Origin of the sequence: Lactococcus garvieae subsp. garvieae, assembly GCF_029024465.1 — a bacterium.
Lineage (GTDB): Bacteria > Bacillota > Bacilli > Lactobacillales > Streptococcaceae > Lactococcus > Lactococcus garvieae.
The window spans coordinates 1,901,186-1,918,453 of the sequence record NZ_CP118950.1 but is presented as its reverse complement, the minus strand read 5'-3'; the positions used below and the strand labels follow the sequence as shown (position 1 = coordinate 1,918,453).

Genomic DNA, 17,268 nt, shown 5'->3' with positions numbered 1-17,268 from the left:
CTTTACTCACAAGCGCAAGTCGCAAACAAAAGGACAAATGGTTATTGTATGAAATATGTTATAATAGGCCTATGAATGAAACTGAAAATATTATGGAAGAATTGCATTGCATTGGCTGCGGTGCATTGATTCAAACAGAAGATAAAAATGACTTGGGTTTCCTGCCTGCAGGAGCACTTGCGAAAAGAGGAGAAGATGACGCATTGTACTGTCAACGTTGTTTCCGCCTCCGTCACTATAATGAAATCGCGGATGTCAGTTTGACAGACGATGATTTTTTACGCCTTTTAAGCGAAATCGGTGAACATGATGCGTTAATTGTGAATGTTGTTGACATCTTTGATTTTAATGGCTCTCTCATCCCAAGCTTGCATCGTTTTACGGGCAATAATGATCTTCTCTTAGTCGCCAATAAGAAAGACATTCTGCCTCACTCATTAAAGGTTGGTAAAATGAGCGCTTGGCTTAAGGAGCAAGCAAAGAGAGCGGGTCTCCGTCCCCTTGATGTTCTTGTAACTTCAGCTAAAAATCAAGATGATGTCCGAGAACTCATGGAAAAAATTGAGAAAATGCGTAAAGGACGTGACGTTTATGTGGTTGGTGTGACGAATGTGGGTAAATCTACATTGATTAACGCCATTATCAAACTTGTCACAGGGGATGATAATGTGATTACAACCAGCCGCTTTCCCGGTACGACTTTAGATAAGATTGAGATTCCTCTTGATGATGATAGTTTGCTTATTGATACACCGGGGATTATTCATCGTGGACAAATGGCCCACTATCTTGAAGCAAAAGACCTAAAACTCGTTTCTCCTAAAAAAGAAATTAAGCCTAAAACTTACCAACTTAATGCAGGACAAACCCTATTTTTAGGAGGGCTTGCACGTTTTGACTATATACAAGGTGAAAAACAAGGCCTTACTGTTTTTTGTGACAATGAGTTAGATATTCATCGTACAAAATTAGAAGGAGCTACTGAATTTTATGAAAAACATGCGGGTGGGTTACTCCAACCGCCACGAGCAAAAAATCTTTCGTACTTTCCCAAACTCATCCGTAAAGAATTTTCTGTCAAAGAAAAATCAGATATTGTCTTCTCTGGTCTAGGATGGATTCGGGTTGCGGAACGTGGCGTTGTTGCCGCATGGGTGCCAGAAGGTGTAGATGTAGTTCTGCGTAAGGCATTGGTATGAGTATGATAAATCTAGAAGAAAAACAAGAACGTATTTTACTGGCTGGTGTAGAGACCTTTGAAAATAGTGAAAATTTTGAAAGCTCGATGCTTGAACTTGCTGAACTCACTAAAACAGCAGGAGGGATTGTGGTTGATGCTTTTACACAAAAGCGGGACAGATATGATACTAAATTTCTGATTGGAACTGGCAAGCTTGAACAAATGAAGTGGGCAATTGAAGTTGGAGAAATAGATACGGTTATATTCAATGACCGTCTGACGCCTCGCCAAAACATCAATCTGGAAGAAGCTTTAGGGATAAAAGTTATTGATCGGATGCAATTGATTTTGGATATTTTTGCATTGCGGGCACGTTCTCATGAAGGGATGCTTCAAGTTGAGCAGGCTCAACTTAGCTATTTGTTGCCACGTTTGGTCGGGCAAGGTATCATGCTCAGTCGTCAAGGAGGCGGTATCGGCTCCAAAGGTCCTGGTGAAAGTAAACTTGAAACAGACCGTCGTTATATTCGGACACGTATTGAAAATATTGACAAACAGCTCAAAAAAGTTGAAAAAACCCGTGAAACGATTCGGAAAAAGCGTAAAGAAAGTTCGATCTTTAAGATTGGCTTGATTGGTTATACAAATGCCGGAAAGTCAAGCATAATGAACGCTCTGACTGAAAAAACGCAATATGAAAAAGATGAACTTTTTGCCACACTAGATGCAACAACAAAGTTGGTGAAAATAAAAGAGGATTTTACAGTCAGTCTTACGGATACGGTTGGTTTTATTCAAGATTTGCCGACGGAACTGATTAAAGCATTCAAGTCGACATTGGAAGAGTCGACTCATGTGGATTTACTTATCCATGTTATTGACGCAAGTAATCCCCATCATGAAGTCCATGAAAAAACAGTCCAAAAATTGATGGAAGAAATGGATATTCAAGGTATTCCTGTGTTAAATGTCTATAATAAGATGGATATTGCTCAGGATTTTGTACCTACTTTGGCCCCAGCAGTACAACTTTCGATTAAGTCAGACGAAGGCGTTCAGTGGTTACGTACTGCAATTTTAGAAAAATTGCATGAGCTCTTTGTCGCTTTTGAGTTGGACCTTCCTTATGCAATGGCTTATAAACTTCCTGAACTGAAAAAAATAGCCATGGTCAACGATGTTATTGAAGGTGAGACAGCTTATAAAGTTAAAGGGCTCATTGCCCCTAACATGACCTGGAAGCTGGATAATTATTAGAAAAGAGAAATAAAATGGAATTAACTGGAAAACAAAAGCGTTACTTGCGAAGTCTCGCAGTGAATATTCGCCCCATAGTTCAAATCGGAAAATCTGGCGTGTCTAACGAAATCCTTACAAGTATCCGCCACGCTGCAGATGCACGTGAATTAATTAAAGTCAACATCTTGCAAAACTCTGATGAAACTGCCAAAGATGTTGCAGCGATGATTGACGAAATGGGGCTTAACGTTGTCCAAATTATCGGGCGTAATGTAGTGGTCTTTAAGGTCAGTGACCGTAAAGAAAATCGTAAAATTTCAGAAGATGTAAAAAAGGTATAAGTTATGTCGCTTGAACTTCTAACACCTTTTACTAAGGTGGATCTACAAGAGGAAAATGCTCGTGTTCGCCGTGCCATCGGCCTTTTTTGGGGAAGTTTCAATCCTGTACACATCGCACATTTAACAATTGCTGATCAAGTGCGTCAGCAGCTGAATTTAGAACAAGTTGTTTTTCTTCCGGAACATAATACCGATGGGCATGTTACACGCATGTTAGAACTGGCACTCGAAGGAAAAGAAGGTCTTGTCTTGAACAAATGCCGCTGCCAAGCAGATGAAGGTATATATGAAACAGTAAAGGCCCTCAAGGAAGAACATCCCGATACAGATTTTTACTTTATCATTGGGGGAGATTTAATCAATAGTTTACCGAGCTGGAAAAATATTGAGCAACTTTTAGAATTAGTACAGCTTGTTGGTGTACGCCGCCCACGCTTCCGCGCGGGGACAAGTTATCCTATTTTGTGGGTTGATGTACCGGGAATGGATATCTCTGGCAATATGATACGTGAACAATTTAGTCGAGGACTTGTTCCAAATTTCTTGTTGGCGCCAAAAGTACTTGCATATATCAAGAAAGAGGGGCTGTATGTTTGAATTTTATCCAGAAGTAAACTTGTCAAGAGAAGAGCTGCTCATGAAGATAAAAGCTCAAATGTCTGAAAAACGTTTCCAACATATTCTAGGAGTAGAGAAAGCTGCAATTGCACTTGCTGAAAAATACCATGTAAATGTGCATAAAGCCAGTCTTGCTGCTCTTTTACATGACTACGCAAAAGAAACAGCAGATCATATCTTCTTAGCGTTGATTGAAAAGTATAACTTGGATCCTGATTTAAAAAATTGGGGCAATAACATCTGGCATGGTACAGTGGGTATTTATAAAATGCAAGAAGATTTAGGGTTGAAAGATCCCGAAATTCTTCATGCAATTGAGGTTCACACTGTAGGGAGTGCAGCGATGTCTGACTTAGCAAAAGTGCTTTATGTGGCGGATTATATTGAAGAAGGGCGCGATTTCCCGGGTGTGATTGAAGCGCGAGCTATCGCGGATTGCTCTCTTAATATGGCGGTGGCCTTTGAGACAATGCGGCTTATTGATTATCTGGCTGAGCTTCGTGTAAAAATTTATCCTCAAAGTATCGAAACATATAATGCATTTATCAAATATCTTAAAAAATAATAATAAAATAGAAAATAGGAATAAAATGAATTCAAAACAATTACTCGAAACAGTTGTAAAAGCAGCCGATGATAAAAAAGCTTTGGATATTGTAGCTCTTGATGTCGCTGCCGTATCAGGCGTTGCAGATTATTTCGTTGTCCTTGAAGCGATGAATACACGTCAGATTGATGCGATTGTTGATAATGTCGCTGAAGAAGCAGACAAACTTGGTGTTCAAGCAGCAGGTCATATTGAAGGCGATGCACGCACAGGATGGGTTTTAGTTGACTTAGGTGACGTGATTGTCAATGTTTTTGACCATGATTCACGCTTGCGTTTTAACTTGGAAAAACTTTGGTCAGATGCACCACTTGTTACTATTAATGAATGGATTTCTGAATAAATGACAGCTTCTTATGAGGAATTTGCGCGGGTCTATGATTCCGTAATGGATGAGGAACTTTATGACTTATGGTTTGATTTTAGTCAAAGACATTTTCCGGCAAAAACGCAAAATATCATGGAACTGGCATGCGGTACAGGTATTCTCTCGATAAGATTTAGTCAAGCAGGTTACGAAGTAACCGGTGTTGATTTGTCCGAGGAAATGCTGACTATTGCGGATCAACGGGCACGTCAGATGGGGGAAAAGATTACTTTTGCTGCCGGAGATATGCGTGAATTATCGGGAACGACCACATTTGATGTTGTGACTTGCTATTCGGATTCGCTTTGTTACATGTCGAATGCTTCTGAAGTTCAACGTGTTTTTGATGGGGTTTATAATTCTTTAAATGCGGATGGGGTTTTTATCTTTGATGTTCATTCGACATATCAGGTGGATTCTGTCTTTCCGGGTTACGCTTATCACGAAAATGATGAAGACTTTGCTTTTCTTTGGGATTCTTTTGAGGGGGATGATCCCCATTCCGTTGTCCACGAATTAACTTTCTTTGTTAAAGATTCTGATGGGAAATTTGTGCGTAAAGATGAAGTACACCAAGAGAGAACATACCCAATAAAGGAATATTTGACAGGACTTCAGAAATTTTCTAAAGTAGAAGTATACGCTGATTTTGAAGATAAAAAACCTGAAGAAGAAAGCTTACGTTGGTTCTTTGTATGCAAAAAATAATAGGAATTGTTGCTGAGTTCAACCCTTTTCACAATGGACATAAATATTTATTAGATCAGGCAGGCGAGGGTATAAAAATCGTTGCCATGTCTGGAAATTTTATGCAAAGGGGTGAACCAGCTCTTTTTGATAAATGGACAAGAGCGGAAATGGCTCTAAAAAATGGTGCAGATATCGTGGTTGAGCTTCCTGTCATGGGAGCTGTCCAAGCTGCAGATTTTTTTGCGCAGGCAGCAGTGGATATTCTTGATAAAATGGGGATTGATGAACTTGTTTTTGGTTCGGAGTCTGCCCTGGATTACCAAAAAATCGTGAATCTTTATAAAGAGAAGTCAACAGAAATGGAGCGTTTCATTAAAGATTTGCCTGATACGTTGAGTTATCCCGAAAAAACTCAGATGATGTGGCAGAAGTTCTCAGGTTTACATTTTGATGGGAATACCCCGAACCATGTCCTTGCTCTCGCTTATGCCAAAGCCAGTGTGGACAAAGATATAAGACTCCGAGCTATTCGCCGCAGTAACGATTTTCATTCGCGAAGCTTATCTGGTGAAATTGCTTCAGCAACAGCCATCAGAGCAAATATTGACCAACCAGATATTTTTAATTTTGTTCCTGAAAATTTAAAGCAACTCTATCAGCACCCCAGAGTTTCTTGGGATAATTATTTCACTTTGCTTAAGTATAAGATAATTTCTCAAGATTTGAGTCTAATTTTTCAAATGAACACAGAGTTGGAAAGTCGGATAAAAACGGTCATCAAGAAAGTAAGTACAGTGGACGAATTGGTAGAGGCAGTGCATACGAAGCGCTATACTAGAGCGCGTGTGAGAAGGTTATTGACCTATGTTTTATTGGATATCCCACGTGATTTTCAGCTGCCACAAAATATTCATGTGTTAGGCTTTACTAAGCAAGGACAACATCATTTGGCTAGAGTGAAGGATAAACTTGTGACCCGTATTGGAAAAGAATCATGGGATTTACTTACGCAAAAATCAGATGATATTTATCAATTAGGAAATCGTAGTTTTAAAGAACAGAACCACGGGCGCAAACCCTTGATTTTGTGATATAATATTTAAGAATAAATTGAAAATAGGAGGTGTCCCATGGGACGCAAATGGGCCAATATTGCCGCAAAAAAATCAGCTAAAGACGGAGCAACATCAAAAGTTTATGCCAAATTTGGTGTTGAAATATATGTAGCCGCAAAGCAAGGGGAGCCAGATCCAGAATCAAATACAGCGCTTAAGTTTGTTATTGAACGTGCGAAGCAAGCACAAGTTCCAAAGCATGTTATTGATAAAGCGATTGACAAAGCTAAAGGTGGAGCAGAAGAAGCTTTCGTTTCCGGACGCTATGAAGGGTTCGGACCGAATGGATCAATGATTATCTGTGAAACGCTAACTTCCAATGTAAACCGTACAATTTCTAATATCCGTACCATTTTCCATAAAAATGGTGGGAATATTGGTGCGGAAGGTTCTGTAGGCTACATGTTCGATAATACAGGTGTGATCGTCTTTGCAGGTGATGATGCTGACGAGATTTTTGAATATTTGATTGAACAAGAAATTGACGTCCGTGATGTTTCTGCGGAAGAAGGTCAAATTATTGTTTATACAGAGCCTACAGATTTACATAAAGCAATTGCTGCGCTCAAAGAAAAAGGTATCACTGAATTTACAACAACTGAACTCGAGATGATTGCACAGAGCGAAGTTGAACTTTCTGGTGAAGATTTAGAAACCTTTGAAGGTTTGGTGGATGCTTTGGAAGATGACGACGATGTTCAAAAAGTTTATCATAATGTTGCAAATCTATGATGAACGTTTATATAGTTGAGTCGTAGGTGTGCGTTTCTTTGAGGAAATAGCAAAAGGGGCACGCGAGGGGCACAAATTACAAATAATGAAAGCGGGGCTGCTATGCTCCGCTTATTTTTTTGTTCAATTGATCGATTAAATCTGACTTTGGACTAATGTCAAATAATTGGACATAAAATGAGCTATATTTTCTTAAAATATTTTTCTTCCTTCTGATTTGGAGTTAAACCATTGTTGGCAGAATGAGGATTATAGTTGTTGTAGAATTGTTCGATGTATTCAAAGCAAGAGAGTTGAACCTCTTGAATGGTGTGATAAGTTCTTCGATTAATTTCTCTTTGTTTAAGGTACTTGAAAAAGACCTCAGTTACGGCATTATCATAAGGATACCCAGGTTTAGAGTAAGAAGCAAGTAACTGATGCTCATCTAATATTTTTCTAAAGGAAGCTGATTTAAATTGACTCCCTTGATCTGAATGAAAAATAATTGGTTCCTTAGGTTTTCTCTTATTTATAGCCATCTCTAGGGTGTCACAAGCAAGTTTAGCATCAATCTTATCACTTACTTTCCAAGCGATGCATTTTCTAGAGTAGAGGTCAAGAATGGCGCAGAGATAAACGTGACGCTTAGGTCCTATAGAAATATAAGTGAAATCAGTTGTCCAAACTTGATTCGGGGACTTCGGATTAAATTCTTGTTTAAGGAGATTATCAGAAGAAAATGCAGGAGAGTGTTTTGATTTAACCCGAGGTTTAATGGTCGACATTTTAGGGAGTGTCATAGACTTGAGAAGTCGTAAGATACGGCCTTCAGAAATATTAACGCCATAATCACGCAGAAGAATGATTTTAAAAGCTCTCGTTCCAATTCTTTTCTTAGCTTTCATATAAATCTCAAGGAGTAATTTTCTCAAGCGTTGATTTTCTATTTCACGCTTCGAAGGCTTCTTGTTAATGAAGTTATAGTAGGTGGAACGATTGACATGTAAAACACGACAGAGCATAACTGTCGTGTGTTCAAATCGGAGTCTATAGACTGCTTTTAATCTCACTTGGAGTTTTGCATGAATATGGCACTCGCTTTTTTTAAGATCAGATTTTCTTCCTCAAGTTGTGCATTCCTTTTTTGTAATTCTTGAATCTGTTTGGCAGTCAACACCGTATTATCTTCAAGACGAACTTGAGAGTACTGCTTAATCCATTTTGCAAGAGCAGAGACGGAGACGCCATAGTCTCTACAGAGTTCGGATTGAGTTTTACCTGTTTGATAGAGGTTGACGAGAGATTGTTTGAATTCCTCGTCGTAACGTTTAAAGCCTGACATAAAAGTCCTTTCATTTTTGTGTCTTCTTAGACAGATTATAACACACATATTTGTGTCTACTTTTATAGTATAGCTCCAATATAACGTTATTGCACGGATGTTACCTCCAAGACCAATTACTATAAAATCATTTAATGAGTTGATTCAAACGCTAAATATTAACGCTAAACTCTCAGTGACTGGGTTCGATGTTGAAGTAAAAACAGAAACCACCGATGCTCAAGCCCTACGAAGATTAAATAGCTTGATGAAATCATACTTGCCAGCAAATCTCACATTCAAAACATTCAACTATGGGCAAACTTCTACAAAAGGTCCTACAAAACATGGTGTGAGTGGTATGCTCGCAGGTAAGGTAACAAGCAAGAAGACAAAATATGCGGAAGGAGGCTAAATTTGGCTTTATATAATAATTGGGTAATTACAAAAAAATATGCTAGCACAGAAGTAGCAGCAATTTCTACCCAAAATAAAATTGAGTTTGTACGATTTATATCTAGCGACGATAAATTTGCACAGAGTGATTTGGAAAGTTTTGATGATTTAGTTTTAAGTACCATTAAAATCAAGAGTACTTTTCCAGTATCAAGTGTAAAAATATCTGGTTCCACAGTCACTGTTACAGGTATTTTAAATAGTACTGGTAATACTGTTGACTACGATATGAACACTCTTTTACTGGTGTGTAAATATAATGGAGCAGAGTTCTTGGCTGCAGCTACAACAGCACAAACTCCGTTCCGATTGCCAGCAGAAAATGCTGCAGAAGTCACAGAATATACAATTAGACCTCAATTGACATTGTCCAATAGTGATACGGTCAGTACGGTTGTAGATCCTGTTTCTCCAGCTACTAATGAACGAGTAGATGATGAAGTAAAGAAATTACAAGACCAGATTGATTCAGCGAATACTGACCGTAAAAGTATCTGGGATAAAATAGCAGATTTGGTTGATAAGTCCACTAACCAAACTATTGCAGGTATCAAAACTTTTACTTCAACGATTGTTGGCAATATTTCCGGAAATGCTGGAAGTGCTACTAAGCTAAAGACTCCTCAGAAAGTAACCTTAACAGGAGATGCTTCAGGAAGTACTACTTTTGACGGTACACAAGCTGTTGGGTTAACAACAACTTTAGCTACAATTACTCAAAGTGATACAACCAGTTCTGTTTCGCCAAACTATAATGAAACATTCACAACGGTTGACAGTGTAAAGACAGACACAAAGGGACGGGTGACTGGAGCAAATACTAAAACAGTAAAACTTCCAGTGGCTTATGTACATCCTAGTGTTTCTCAAAATGATACAACTTCATCAGAATCTCCCAATAATGGTTCTACTTTTGAGGTGGTTGATTCTGTACAAAGAAATAGCCAAGGACATGTTACTGGGGTAAATACAAAGACTGTTACTATGCCTACACAGGCAAATGTAACGGGCAATGCTGGGACAGCAACAAAACTCAAAACAGCACGCAAAATAAATGGAGCTGACTTTGATGGAACGCAAGATATTAATGTAAATGCGGCGAATGATTCGGACATCGTTCATAAAAGTGGAACCGAAACGATAATGGGGCGAAAAAATTTTGGTGGTATTGTGCAGGTAAATGCACAACCTAGATTGAATGGAACAACTGAACAAGCTTTATTGGTTAACACGTCAGGCACTAGTTTACCCCTCTTAAGATTCAATGAAAATTTAACAGGGCAAGGAGCTAATGGTAATACTGTAGGTATCTCGCTAGGAGCTAATACCATCATTGGGGGTGGGGAATCCCCTGCCTCTATATTAGCAGCCATGGAAAAGGGTGAACTTCCTCCAGTTCTTTCGGGGCTATCAGGTGGAAATGAGCATGGTATTCTTTCAGCAGATCAAAATGTTTACATAGGAGCTGGATATCAATCAGGTGGAGTCACTGGTAAATGGTGGAAGTTTGGAAATGATGGGAAGTTAATTTCTCCTGCTGGCGATGAGATACTCGATACAACAAACGGAGACAAACGTTATGCAAGTTTAACTGAACCTAACCATATTCAAGGGGAAACAATTTTTGATCAATTGCATTTTTCAAGTGATACAGAAAAAATACCCCTCGAATTTGATGCTGCTTGGACGGCTAATGGTCATTATGTAAAAATGACAAATGGTATTTTATCAATTTACATAGATGGTGCCCGTCCAAAAGTTGATGGGCTGACTGGTCAATCTTATTACACTGTAGCAAGACTCCCAGCAGGATTTAGAGATATTGTTTCTGCCCATGACATCCAATTTGTTTGGAGTAGTATGAATGGTGGTGTCCTTAGGTATAGTGGGAAAGTCCAAAAATCTACTGGGGATATAATTTTTTATCTCGCACCAAATACAGATAAGCTTATGAGCACTCACAGATTTAGCATATATATTCCATATGTGCCAGTATAAATGAAGGGGAATAATAAAAATTGGAAGAAAAAGCGCTGCGAGAGGTCCTTGAACGTCTTGCTAGAATTGAAACGAAGTTAGATAATTATGAGTCAGTACGGGATAAAGCTGACAAGGCTTATTCTATAGCTTTAAAAAATGAGGACAATATACGAAAAATGGAAGCCACAAACAAATGGTCATGGGGATTCATGATAACGATTGCCATTTCGTGTGTCGGATATTTAATATCAAAATTATAGGAGGATAAAAATATGTTTAACCAAACATTTTTGAAAGATACTGCAGAACGTGCAGTAAAAACATTTGCACAATCAATGGCTGCAGTCAAGACTGCAGGAGTTACCGGTGTGCTTGATGTAGATTGGGTAAATGCTTTAAGTGTATCATTACTAGCAGCATTGGTATCTGTTCTAACATCATTAGGAAGCGGCTATGTCGGTGATGATTCAGCAAGTGCTATTAAATTAAATAAGTCTAGTGGTATTAAGTCAAATGATAAGTTGCTAGATTCTGAGTAAAAATCTTGAAAAAAGACAGCACGAAAGAATCTAGTAAAATTTGGCAAATTTTACTAGGCTAGACAAGGAATTGTGCAGATAAAACTAATTATCTTCCATAAACCTCCTTGGTGGCGTATAGAGTTGGTGGTTGCGTAGTAGCACATCCACCAGACGCACAAGTTTTCTTGCGGTTAAAACGACGGCTCTTTTGTGTTTATGTTTGGGGACTTCATCTTTCTTTTTCTTGTAAAACTCTGCGTATTCCACGTTATGTCTTCGTACAGAGTTGGCGGCTTCAACTAAGTAATAGCGAAGATAACGATTGCCTCGTTTTGCAAGAGAAGTATTTTGAGATGAGGTATTGCCAGATTGTGTTTCTTTCCAATTCAAGCCAGCATATTTAGCGACTTGAGGATGGTCTTTAAAGCGTTCAATCTGTCCTATTTCAGCGATAATTCCTGCAGCGAATACCTTTCCAATACCAGGTACACTGGTCAAACATTGGTATTCAGGGATAATTTCTACCATGTCTTCAATGGCTCGATCAATTTCTTTAATCATCTTCTCTAAACTCCGTATTTCGCGAGCAAGGAGACTGAGTACAATATTGACAGAATCTTGTTGGACGAGTGATAAGCGGTAACTTCCTTTTATGGCAGCTTTTATTGCTTTTGCAAGTTTCTCAGGAGCTTTGAAGCGACCTCGCCCGAGTTTCTGGATGAGTTCCGTGAAATCTTCAAGAGGAGTATTTGCGAGTTCATCTAGCGTGTAATCTTCGGTCATGAGTGTCATAATTGTGGCAGACCAAACAGAGGTACTCAATTCTTCATTCTTTAATTCCGCAGAGAGCGTATTGCACTTGTAGTAGATGTTTTCAATGAAGTGTTGTTTTGTACGTACTAATTGTTCCACGAGCTGAAGTCGAGTTCTTGTGAGATGTTGTAGTGCCAGATACTTTTCTTCTTTAAGATAAGATCTTGTAAAGCGTTCAATGCGGAAGTAATCCGCGATGTAGAAAGCATCAAGGGTATCATTCTTGTTTTCTTCGAATGCCTCACGATATTTCTTTATTTTGGCTGGTTGTTCCACCATGACCTCGACTCCGAGCTGCTTTAACTCCGAGTCTTCGTGGAAGAACATTGCAGGGATGAAAACTGTAGAGGGATGTGGCTTCCATGCCAATGACGACTCTATTAAATTCATACTTTTCGTTAAGTGAGAGTACTTGTTCTTTGATTTCAGAAGCACCAATCATATCATTGGTAAGTGAAGCAGCGTACAAGACTCCAAGTTCCGTGTCATTTGACATGATGCACACATCGAGTTTGGTAGAGCTGACGTCTAAACCGACAAAACATTTCATTTGGAAGGACCTCCTTTCATTTGATTAGGAAACTATACTTGACTACTGAGAGATTCCCCAGAACTCTGTATCCCTTCATCCTCGCTTATTAGAATACCCATCACAGCGATTACTTACCGCCTGCTCGCTACTAAGAGCAGAGTAATCACGGTGGAAACAGCTAGTGAGTTGGAAGATTTGATACAGCTCGGGTCGCAGACTTATGAAGAAGACGAAGCAACAAGGAGAGTTAGCATATTCCTTTTGAGTCCATTCCTAAGAATAATTATTCTGGGAAACGTCACAATAGTCAAGTAAAACGATAACAATTGTTAGAAAATTGGGGTGAAAAATACCCATAAAATATATTATACGAGGAGGAGTAGCATGTATAGTGTAACAGCAACCATAGGACCACTTGTTGGCAAGCAGGTTGGCTATTCTAGTAGTGTAGGACAATGTGGGGCTCTTGCCTCTTATTGGCTGTCTGTCCTTACAGATAAGGTTTATCAGTTTGCCTATGGTATGTCTGGAATAAATGCAAAATGGGTGCCAGAGTCAGATTGTGCGACTGCTTGGAATGTATTTACACAAACCGACTGGTCAGCTATAGGTTTTGAAAAAATTGATAATCCAAGTTTTAGTCAGCTTAAAGCCGGAGATATTTTCTTCATCTCTGCACGAGATGGCTTATCTACGGGCCACGTAGGAATTGTAGCAAGCGTAGCAAATGGTAACGTCATTACTTATGAGCAGAATGTTCTTGGCGCTATGTACGTTCAAGAACTACCAGATGACAATAGTTGGTCATGGTATAACGGCTTTAGCGGAGTAGTGCGTAAGAAAGAAGAAAAACCATCGAATGGTGGTGGGACAAGCAACAAAATTCAATTAGGAGGACTTCAAATGTTTATTCAATATCCAGACGGAAAACAGTACGTCATTAGCTCAACAGGTAAAAATTACATCGAAACAAGTGAACAATCAAAAATAATGACACAATTCTTTGGGAAACCGAAAATTGTTGGCAAAGATATCAATCAACGAGAGATTGACCAAGTATTGGAAGCTTTGACAGGTGGAACAAAATAAAAAGTGCGCCCGGTCCATTGGCCGGGCTTTTTGTTTTTCTTAGCTCCCGGTTATGTGACTGGGAGTTTTTTTGTATTAAGTGGAAAAGAAAGCGTTGACATTATCGAGGAGATAGTGTACAATAAGTTATACCTTTAAGCATCTCCAGCCTTTTCTGGGGTGTTTTTTGTTTTTATATACCAATGAGATATGTTATATTTAACAAGGCAAAACAATTCTAAAAAAATTAAATTAATTACACTTTAACCACGTCTTGCCAACGTGGCTTTTTTTGATATAATAATATTAGCTTCGTTTTGACCAAATCAGAAGCCATCTTTTTCTAAACACTTGCATTAAGCAGGTGTTTTTTTTGTATCATTATGCTATTGGACATATTAGTGTTATAGTAAGAATGTTCGTAGGCTACTTCTCTTCGACGAAGTCAGACCTCGAATACGAACTCTAGTTATGACGAGTAATTATAACTAGGCTATTCATCAGGAAGGCACTCTCGCATATTGGGTGTCTTTTTTGTATGGTTCGCTATTGTCTAGCGGTTGTGTTATACTGACTATGTCAGGCGGCCATACAACCCACTTACAATTTTAGGCAAGTTTCTAATCAATGTTTACGCCTGGCAGAACTTCTTGTAGTGCGTTCGTGTATTTCAAGAGGTTTTTTTGTTATAATGTAAGTGTATCAAGCTCACATAAACCAATCTTATGCGCTTTATAAGAAAAAGAGTTTGATATAGCTCCCTTTTCAGGTTGGGGGAGCTTTTTTTATTTTCTGAATTACTACAAATCGTACACGTACCATCTTGTTAATACTAACAAAAAGCTTAACAGAGCCATTTAATCGCACATCTATTCGTACATATTTATTTTCCAAATTAAATCCAAACGAGTCGAATTCGACCCGTTTAGAACTAAGTTATTGTATTTTTTGCAACATCTCCATTATTGCTGACCTCACGAAAAATTGATATTATGCGGTTTAAAGCGGATTAGAGTAAATTAGAGCAGATTATAGTAATTTTAAGACCACTCAAACACTTGGTATTACTGGATTTGTAGTTTTGGTACCGTCAAAAAATGACGGTCGCAGATTCCATATTATAAAAATGTGCACCAAAACATAATAAGGCTATTTAACAAAACAGGCATTTTGTCAATAAAGGATATGGAATTCAGAGTCTAATCGTTCAAAAATGGCTTTTTGTCAAATTATAATTATGTTATAATAAATGTCTGTTCTTAATAGGTAAATCTCTATGACAATAGGGATTTTTTTGTTATACTCTAAGTACACAAATCATTATTTCAATTTATCCCTACACTCTGTGGGGATTTTAATTTAAGGGGCACAAAAGGGGCATAAGTATAAAACTTTTATATGTTTTCTATAACTTTTCAAAAAAGTTTGATATGCACGAATGCTTATATATAAAGGTTCTATGAGTATATAATACAATAGAAGAAACTGAAATAAAAAGTTTATCATAATGTAGATATGTAAATAAAAAAGATGGTCATTTGGCCATTTTTTTATTTACATCCCGATATTCTCATCTTAATTAACTGGAAATTTTAAAAAAACAAAAGCTCCCGAAGCCCAGTAAACGGGGCTTAAACCGAACAAAGATAAATTTTTTCGAAAAAACCACAGTTTATTCTTGACAGGGAGGGAGTAGTTTGATAGAATATAATAGTTGTCGCGAGAGAGCGTATCTCCCGTGAGAGCGATAGACCTTTGAAAACTGAATAAAGTAGAATGACTATATGCGAGAAGGGAACTTCTTGTATACCAACTGTCAATTCAATAATGAAAGACAAAACAACAGCCAGTTCATTTGATGAACTAAATTTAAATGAGAGTTTGATCCTGGCTCAGGACGAACGCTGGCGGCGTGCCTAATACATGCAAGTCGAGCGATGATTAAAGATAGCTTGCTATTTTTATGAAGAGCGGCGAACGGGTGAGTAACGCGTGGGAAATCTGCCGAGTAGCGGGGGACAACGTTTGGAAACGAACGCTAATACCGCATAACAATGAGAATCGCATGATTCTTATTTAAAAGAAGCAATTGCTTCACTACTTGATGATCCCGCGTTGTATTAGCTAGTTGGTAGTGTACAGGACTACCAAGGCGATGATACAGTAGCCGACCTGAGAGGGTGATCGGTCCACACTGGGACTGAGACACGGCCAGACTCCTACGGAGGCAGCAGTAGGAAATCTTCGCAATGGGGGCAACCCTGACGAGCAACGCCGCGTGAGTGAAGAAGTTTTTCGGATCGTAAACTCTGTGTTAGAGAAGAACCGTTAAGTAGAGTGGAAAATTACTTAAGTGACGGTATCTAACCAGAAAGGGACGGCTAACTACGTGCCAGCAGCCGCGGTAATACGTAGGGTCCCAAGCGTTGTCCGGATTTAATGGGCGTAAAGCGAGGCGCAGGTGGTTTCTTAAGTCTGATGTAAAAGGCAGTGCTCAACCATTGTGTGCATTGGAAACTGGGAGACTTGAGTGCAGGAGAGGAGAGTGGAATTCATGTGTAGCGGTGAAATGCGTAGATATATGGAGGAACACCGGAGGCGAAAGCGGTCTCTGGCCTGTAACTGACACTGAGGCTCGAAGCGTGGGGGAGCAAACAGGATTAGATACCCTGGTAGTCCACGCCGTAAACGATGAGTGCTAGCTGTAGGGAGCTATAAGTTCTCTGTAGCGCAGCTAAACGCATTAAGCACTCCGCCTGGGGAGTACGACCGCAAGGTTGAAACTCAAAGGAATTGACGGGGGCCGCACAAGCGGTGGAGCATGTGGTTTAATTCGAAGCAACGCGAAGACCCTTACCAGGTCTTGACATACTCGTGCTATCCTTAGAGATAAGGAGTTCCTCGGGACACGGGATACAGGTGGTGCATGGTTGTCGTCAGCTCGTGTCGTGAGATGTTGGTTAAGTCCCGCAACGAGCGCAACCCTTATTACTAGTTGCACAATCATTAAGTTGGGCACTCTAGTGAGACTGCCGGTGATAAACCGGAGGAAGGTGGGGATGACGTCAAATCATCATGCCCCTTATGACCTGGGCTACACACGTGCTACAATGGATTGGTACAACGAGTCGCAACCCGCGAGGGTGCGCTAATCTCTTAAAAACCATTCTCAGTTCGGATTGCAGGCTGCAACTCGCCTGCATGAAGTCGGAATCGCTAGTAATCGCGGATCAGCACGCCGCGGTGAATACGTTCCGGGCCTTGTACACACCGCCCGTCACACCACGGAAGTTGGGAGTACCCAAAGTAGGTTGCCTAACCGCAAGGAGGGCGCTTCCTAAGGTAAGACGATGACTGGGGGTGAAGTCGTAACAAGGTAGCCGTATCGGAGGGTGCGGCTGATCACCTCCTTTCTAAGGAATATAAAAAAAGATGTGTTCTACTTTATTCAGTTTGAGGGGTCTATAAAGACCACAAGCAGTCTCTTTGATGGCAAGATAGAGAAGATTGCGTTGAGAGAAGGGGCCTTAGACTCAGCTGGGAGAGCGCCTGCTTTGCACGCAGGAGGTCAGCGGTTCGATCCCGCTAGGCTCCATAAGATACGGAAGTATCTGGTCAACGAAGACGTTAAAATAGGAATTGATCATTGAAAACTAAATAACAATATCTTATAACGAATAAATAAACCGAGAAATGTTTTAACATT

Annotated in this window: 14 protein-coding genes, 1 tRNA gene, 1 rRNA gene and 2 pseudogenes; 16 read left to right on the top strand and 2 right to left on the bottom strand. The window is 39.4% G+C overall.

Going from position 1 to position 17,268, the window contains the following annotated elements:
• The first annotated feature begins 92 nt into the window (after window positions 1-92).
• The 9 genes from yqeH to PYW30_RS09590 are packed head-to-tail and all read left to right on the top strand — an operon-like array spanning window position 93 to window position 6,889.
• Window positions 93-1,199: a ribosome biogenesis GTPase YqeH gene (yqeH, locus tag PYW30_RS09630; RefSeq protein ID WP_042219038.1), complete on the top strand. Its 1,107-nt coding sequence runs from the start codon at window positions 93-95 to the stop codon at window positions 1,197-1,199.
• A gap of 2 nt (window positions 1,200-1,201) precedes the next feature.
• Window positions 1,202-2,437 carry a GTPase HflX gene (gene hflX, locus PYW30_RS09625; protein WP_042219036.1) on the top strand — a complete coding sequence of 412 codons (1,236 nt, stop codon included), beginning with the start codon at window positions 1,202-1,204 and terminating at the stop codon, window positions 2,435-2,437.
• 14 nt (window positions 2,438-2,451) lie between these two features.
• Complete coding sequence (gene yhbY, locus PYW30_RS09620) at window positions 2,452-2,760, top strand: ribosome assembly RNA-binding protein YhbY (RefSeq protein WP_003133168.1); 309 nt, start codon at window positions 2,452-2,454, stop codon at window positions 2,758-2,760.
• A 3-nt stretch (window positions 2,761-2,763) separates the two neighbouring features.
• Complete coding sequence (locus tag PYW30_RS09615) at window positions 2,764-3,357, top strand: nicotinate-nicotinamide nucleotide adenylyltransferase (protein WP_003133170.1); 594 nt, start codon at window positions 2,764-2,766, stop codon at window positions 3,355-3,357.
• Entirely contained in the window at window positions 3,350-3,943 is a 594-nt protein-coding gene (gene yqeK / locus PYW30_RS09610; RefSeq protein WP_003133172.1) for a bis(5'-nucleosyl)-tetraphosphatase (symmetrical) YqeK, read from the top strand. Before PYW30_RS09615 ends, yqeK begins: the two co-directional genes overlap by 8 nt.
• Before the next feature lie 25 nt (window positions 3,944-3,968).
• Window positions 3,969-4,328, top strand: a complete 360-nt coding sequence (rsfS, locus tag PYW30_RS09605) for a ribosome silencing factor (protein WP_042218954.1) — start codon at window positions 3,969-3,971, stop codon at window positions 4,326-4,328.
• On the top strand, window positions 4,329-5,060 hold the full coding sequence (locus PYW30_RS09600) for a class I SAM-dependent DNA methyltransferase (RefSeq protein ID WP_042218952.1): 732 nt from the start codon (window positions 4,329-4,331) through the stop codon (window positions 5,058-5,060).
• A complete protein-coding gene (locus tag PYW30_RS09595; protein ID WP_042218951.1) occupies window positions 5,048-6,133 on the top strand; it encodes a nucleotidyltransferase in 1,086 nt (361 codons plus the stop codon). The genes PYW30_RS09600 and PYW30_RS09595 overlap by 13 nt, the downstream gene beginning before the upstream one ends.
• Window positions 6,134-6,172: 39 nt before the next feature.
• The gene (locus tag PYW30_RS09590; RefSeq protein WP_042218949.1) at window positions 6,173-6,889 is read left to right on the top strand and encodes a YebC/PmpR family DNA-binding transcriptional regulator; all 717 of its coding nucleotides are present in this window, start codon (window positions 6,173-6,175) and stop codon (window positions 6,887-6,889) included.
• A gap of 169 nt (window positions 6,890-7,058) precedes the next feature.
• Here the strand turns inward: PYW30_RS09590 and PYW30_RS09585 are convergent.
• Window positions 7,059-8,213: pseudogene (locus PYW30_RS09585) on the bottom strand (IS3 family transposase); the annotation flags it as partial.
• A 97-nt stretch (window positions 8,214-8,310) separates the two neighbouring features.
• Here PYW30_RS09585 and PYW30_RS09580 point away from each other — a divergent pair.
• From PYW30_RS09580 to PYW30_RS09565, 4 genes are read left to right on the top strand one after another with little or no spacing between them, the layout of a single operon-like run.
• Window positions 8,311-8,607, top strand: coding sequence for a hypothetical protein (locus tag PYW30_RS09580; RefSeq protein WP_042219898.1), 297 nt, complete (start codon window positions 8,311-8,313; stop codon window positions 8,605-8,607).
• A 2-nt stretch (window positions 8,608-8,609) separates the two neighbouring features.
• Window positions 8,610-10,646 (top strand): hypothetical protein, encoded by a 2,037-nt coding sequence (locus tag PYW30_RS09575; RefSeq protein ID WP_052370201.1) that lies wholly within the window; start codon window positions 8,610-8,612, stop codon window positions 10,644-10,646.
• Window positions 10,647-10,666: 20 nt separating this feature from the next.
• Window positions 10,667-10,888, top strand: coding sequence for a hemolysin XhlA family protein (locus PYW30_RS09570; RefSeq protein ID WP_042219896.1), 222 nt, complete (start codon window positions 10,667-10,669; stop codon window positions 10,886-10,888).
• Between the two features lie 12 nt (window positions 10,889-10,900).
• Window positions 10,901-11,167, top strand: coding sequence for a holin (locus tag PYW30_RS09565; RefSeq protein ID WP_150385308.1), 267 nt, complete (start codon window positions 10,901-10,903; stop codon window positions 11,165-11,167).
• Window positions 11,168-11,251: 84 nt separating this feature from the next.
• On the opposite strand, the pseudogene PYW30_RS09560 reads toward PYW30_RS09565, so the two are convergent.
• Window positions 11,252-12,512 (bottom strand): annotated as a pseudogene (locus tag PYW30_RS09560) (IS110 family RNA-guided transposase).
• Window positions 12,513-12,878: 366 nt separating this feature from the next.
• Between PYW30_RS09560 and PYW30_RS09555 the strand changes: the two are divergent.
• The 3 genes from PYW30_RS09555 to PYW30_RS09545 all read left to right on the top strand — a co-directional run bounded on the left by PYW30_RS09555 (window position 12,879) and on the right by PYW30_RS09545 (window position 17,157).
• On the top strand, window positions 12,879-13,583 hold the full coding sequence (locus PYW30_RS09555) for a CHAP domain-containing protein (RefSeq protein ID WP_042219905.1): 705 nt from the start codon (window positions 12,879-12,881) through the stop codon (window positions 13,581-13,583).
• A gap of 1,848 nt (window positions 13,584-15,431) precedes the next feature.
• Window positions 15,432-16,975: ribosomal RNA gene (locus PYW30_RS09550) — 16S ribosomal RNA — on the top strand.
• Between the two features lie 108 nt (window positions 16,976-17,083).
• Window positions 17,084-17,157: transfer RNA gene (locus tag PYW30_RS09545), tRNA-Ala, on the top strand.
• The last annotated feature ends 111 nt before the right edge of the window (window positions 17,158-17,268 follow it).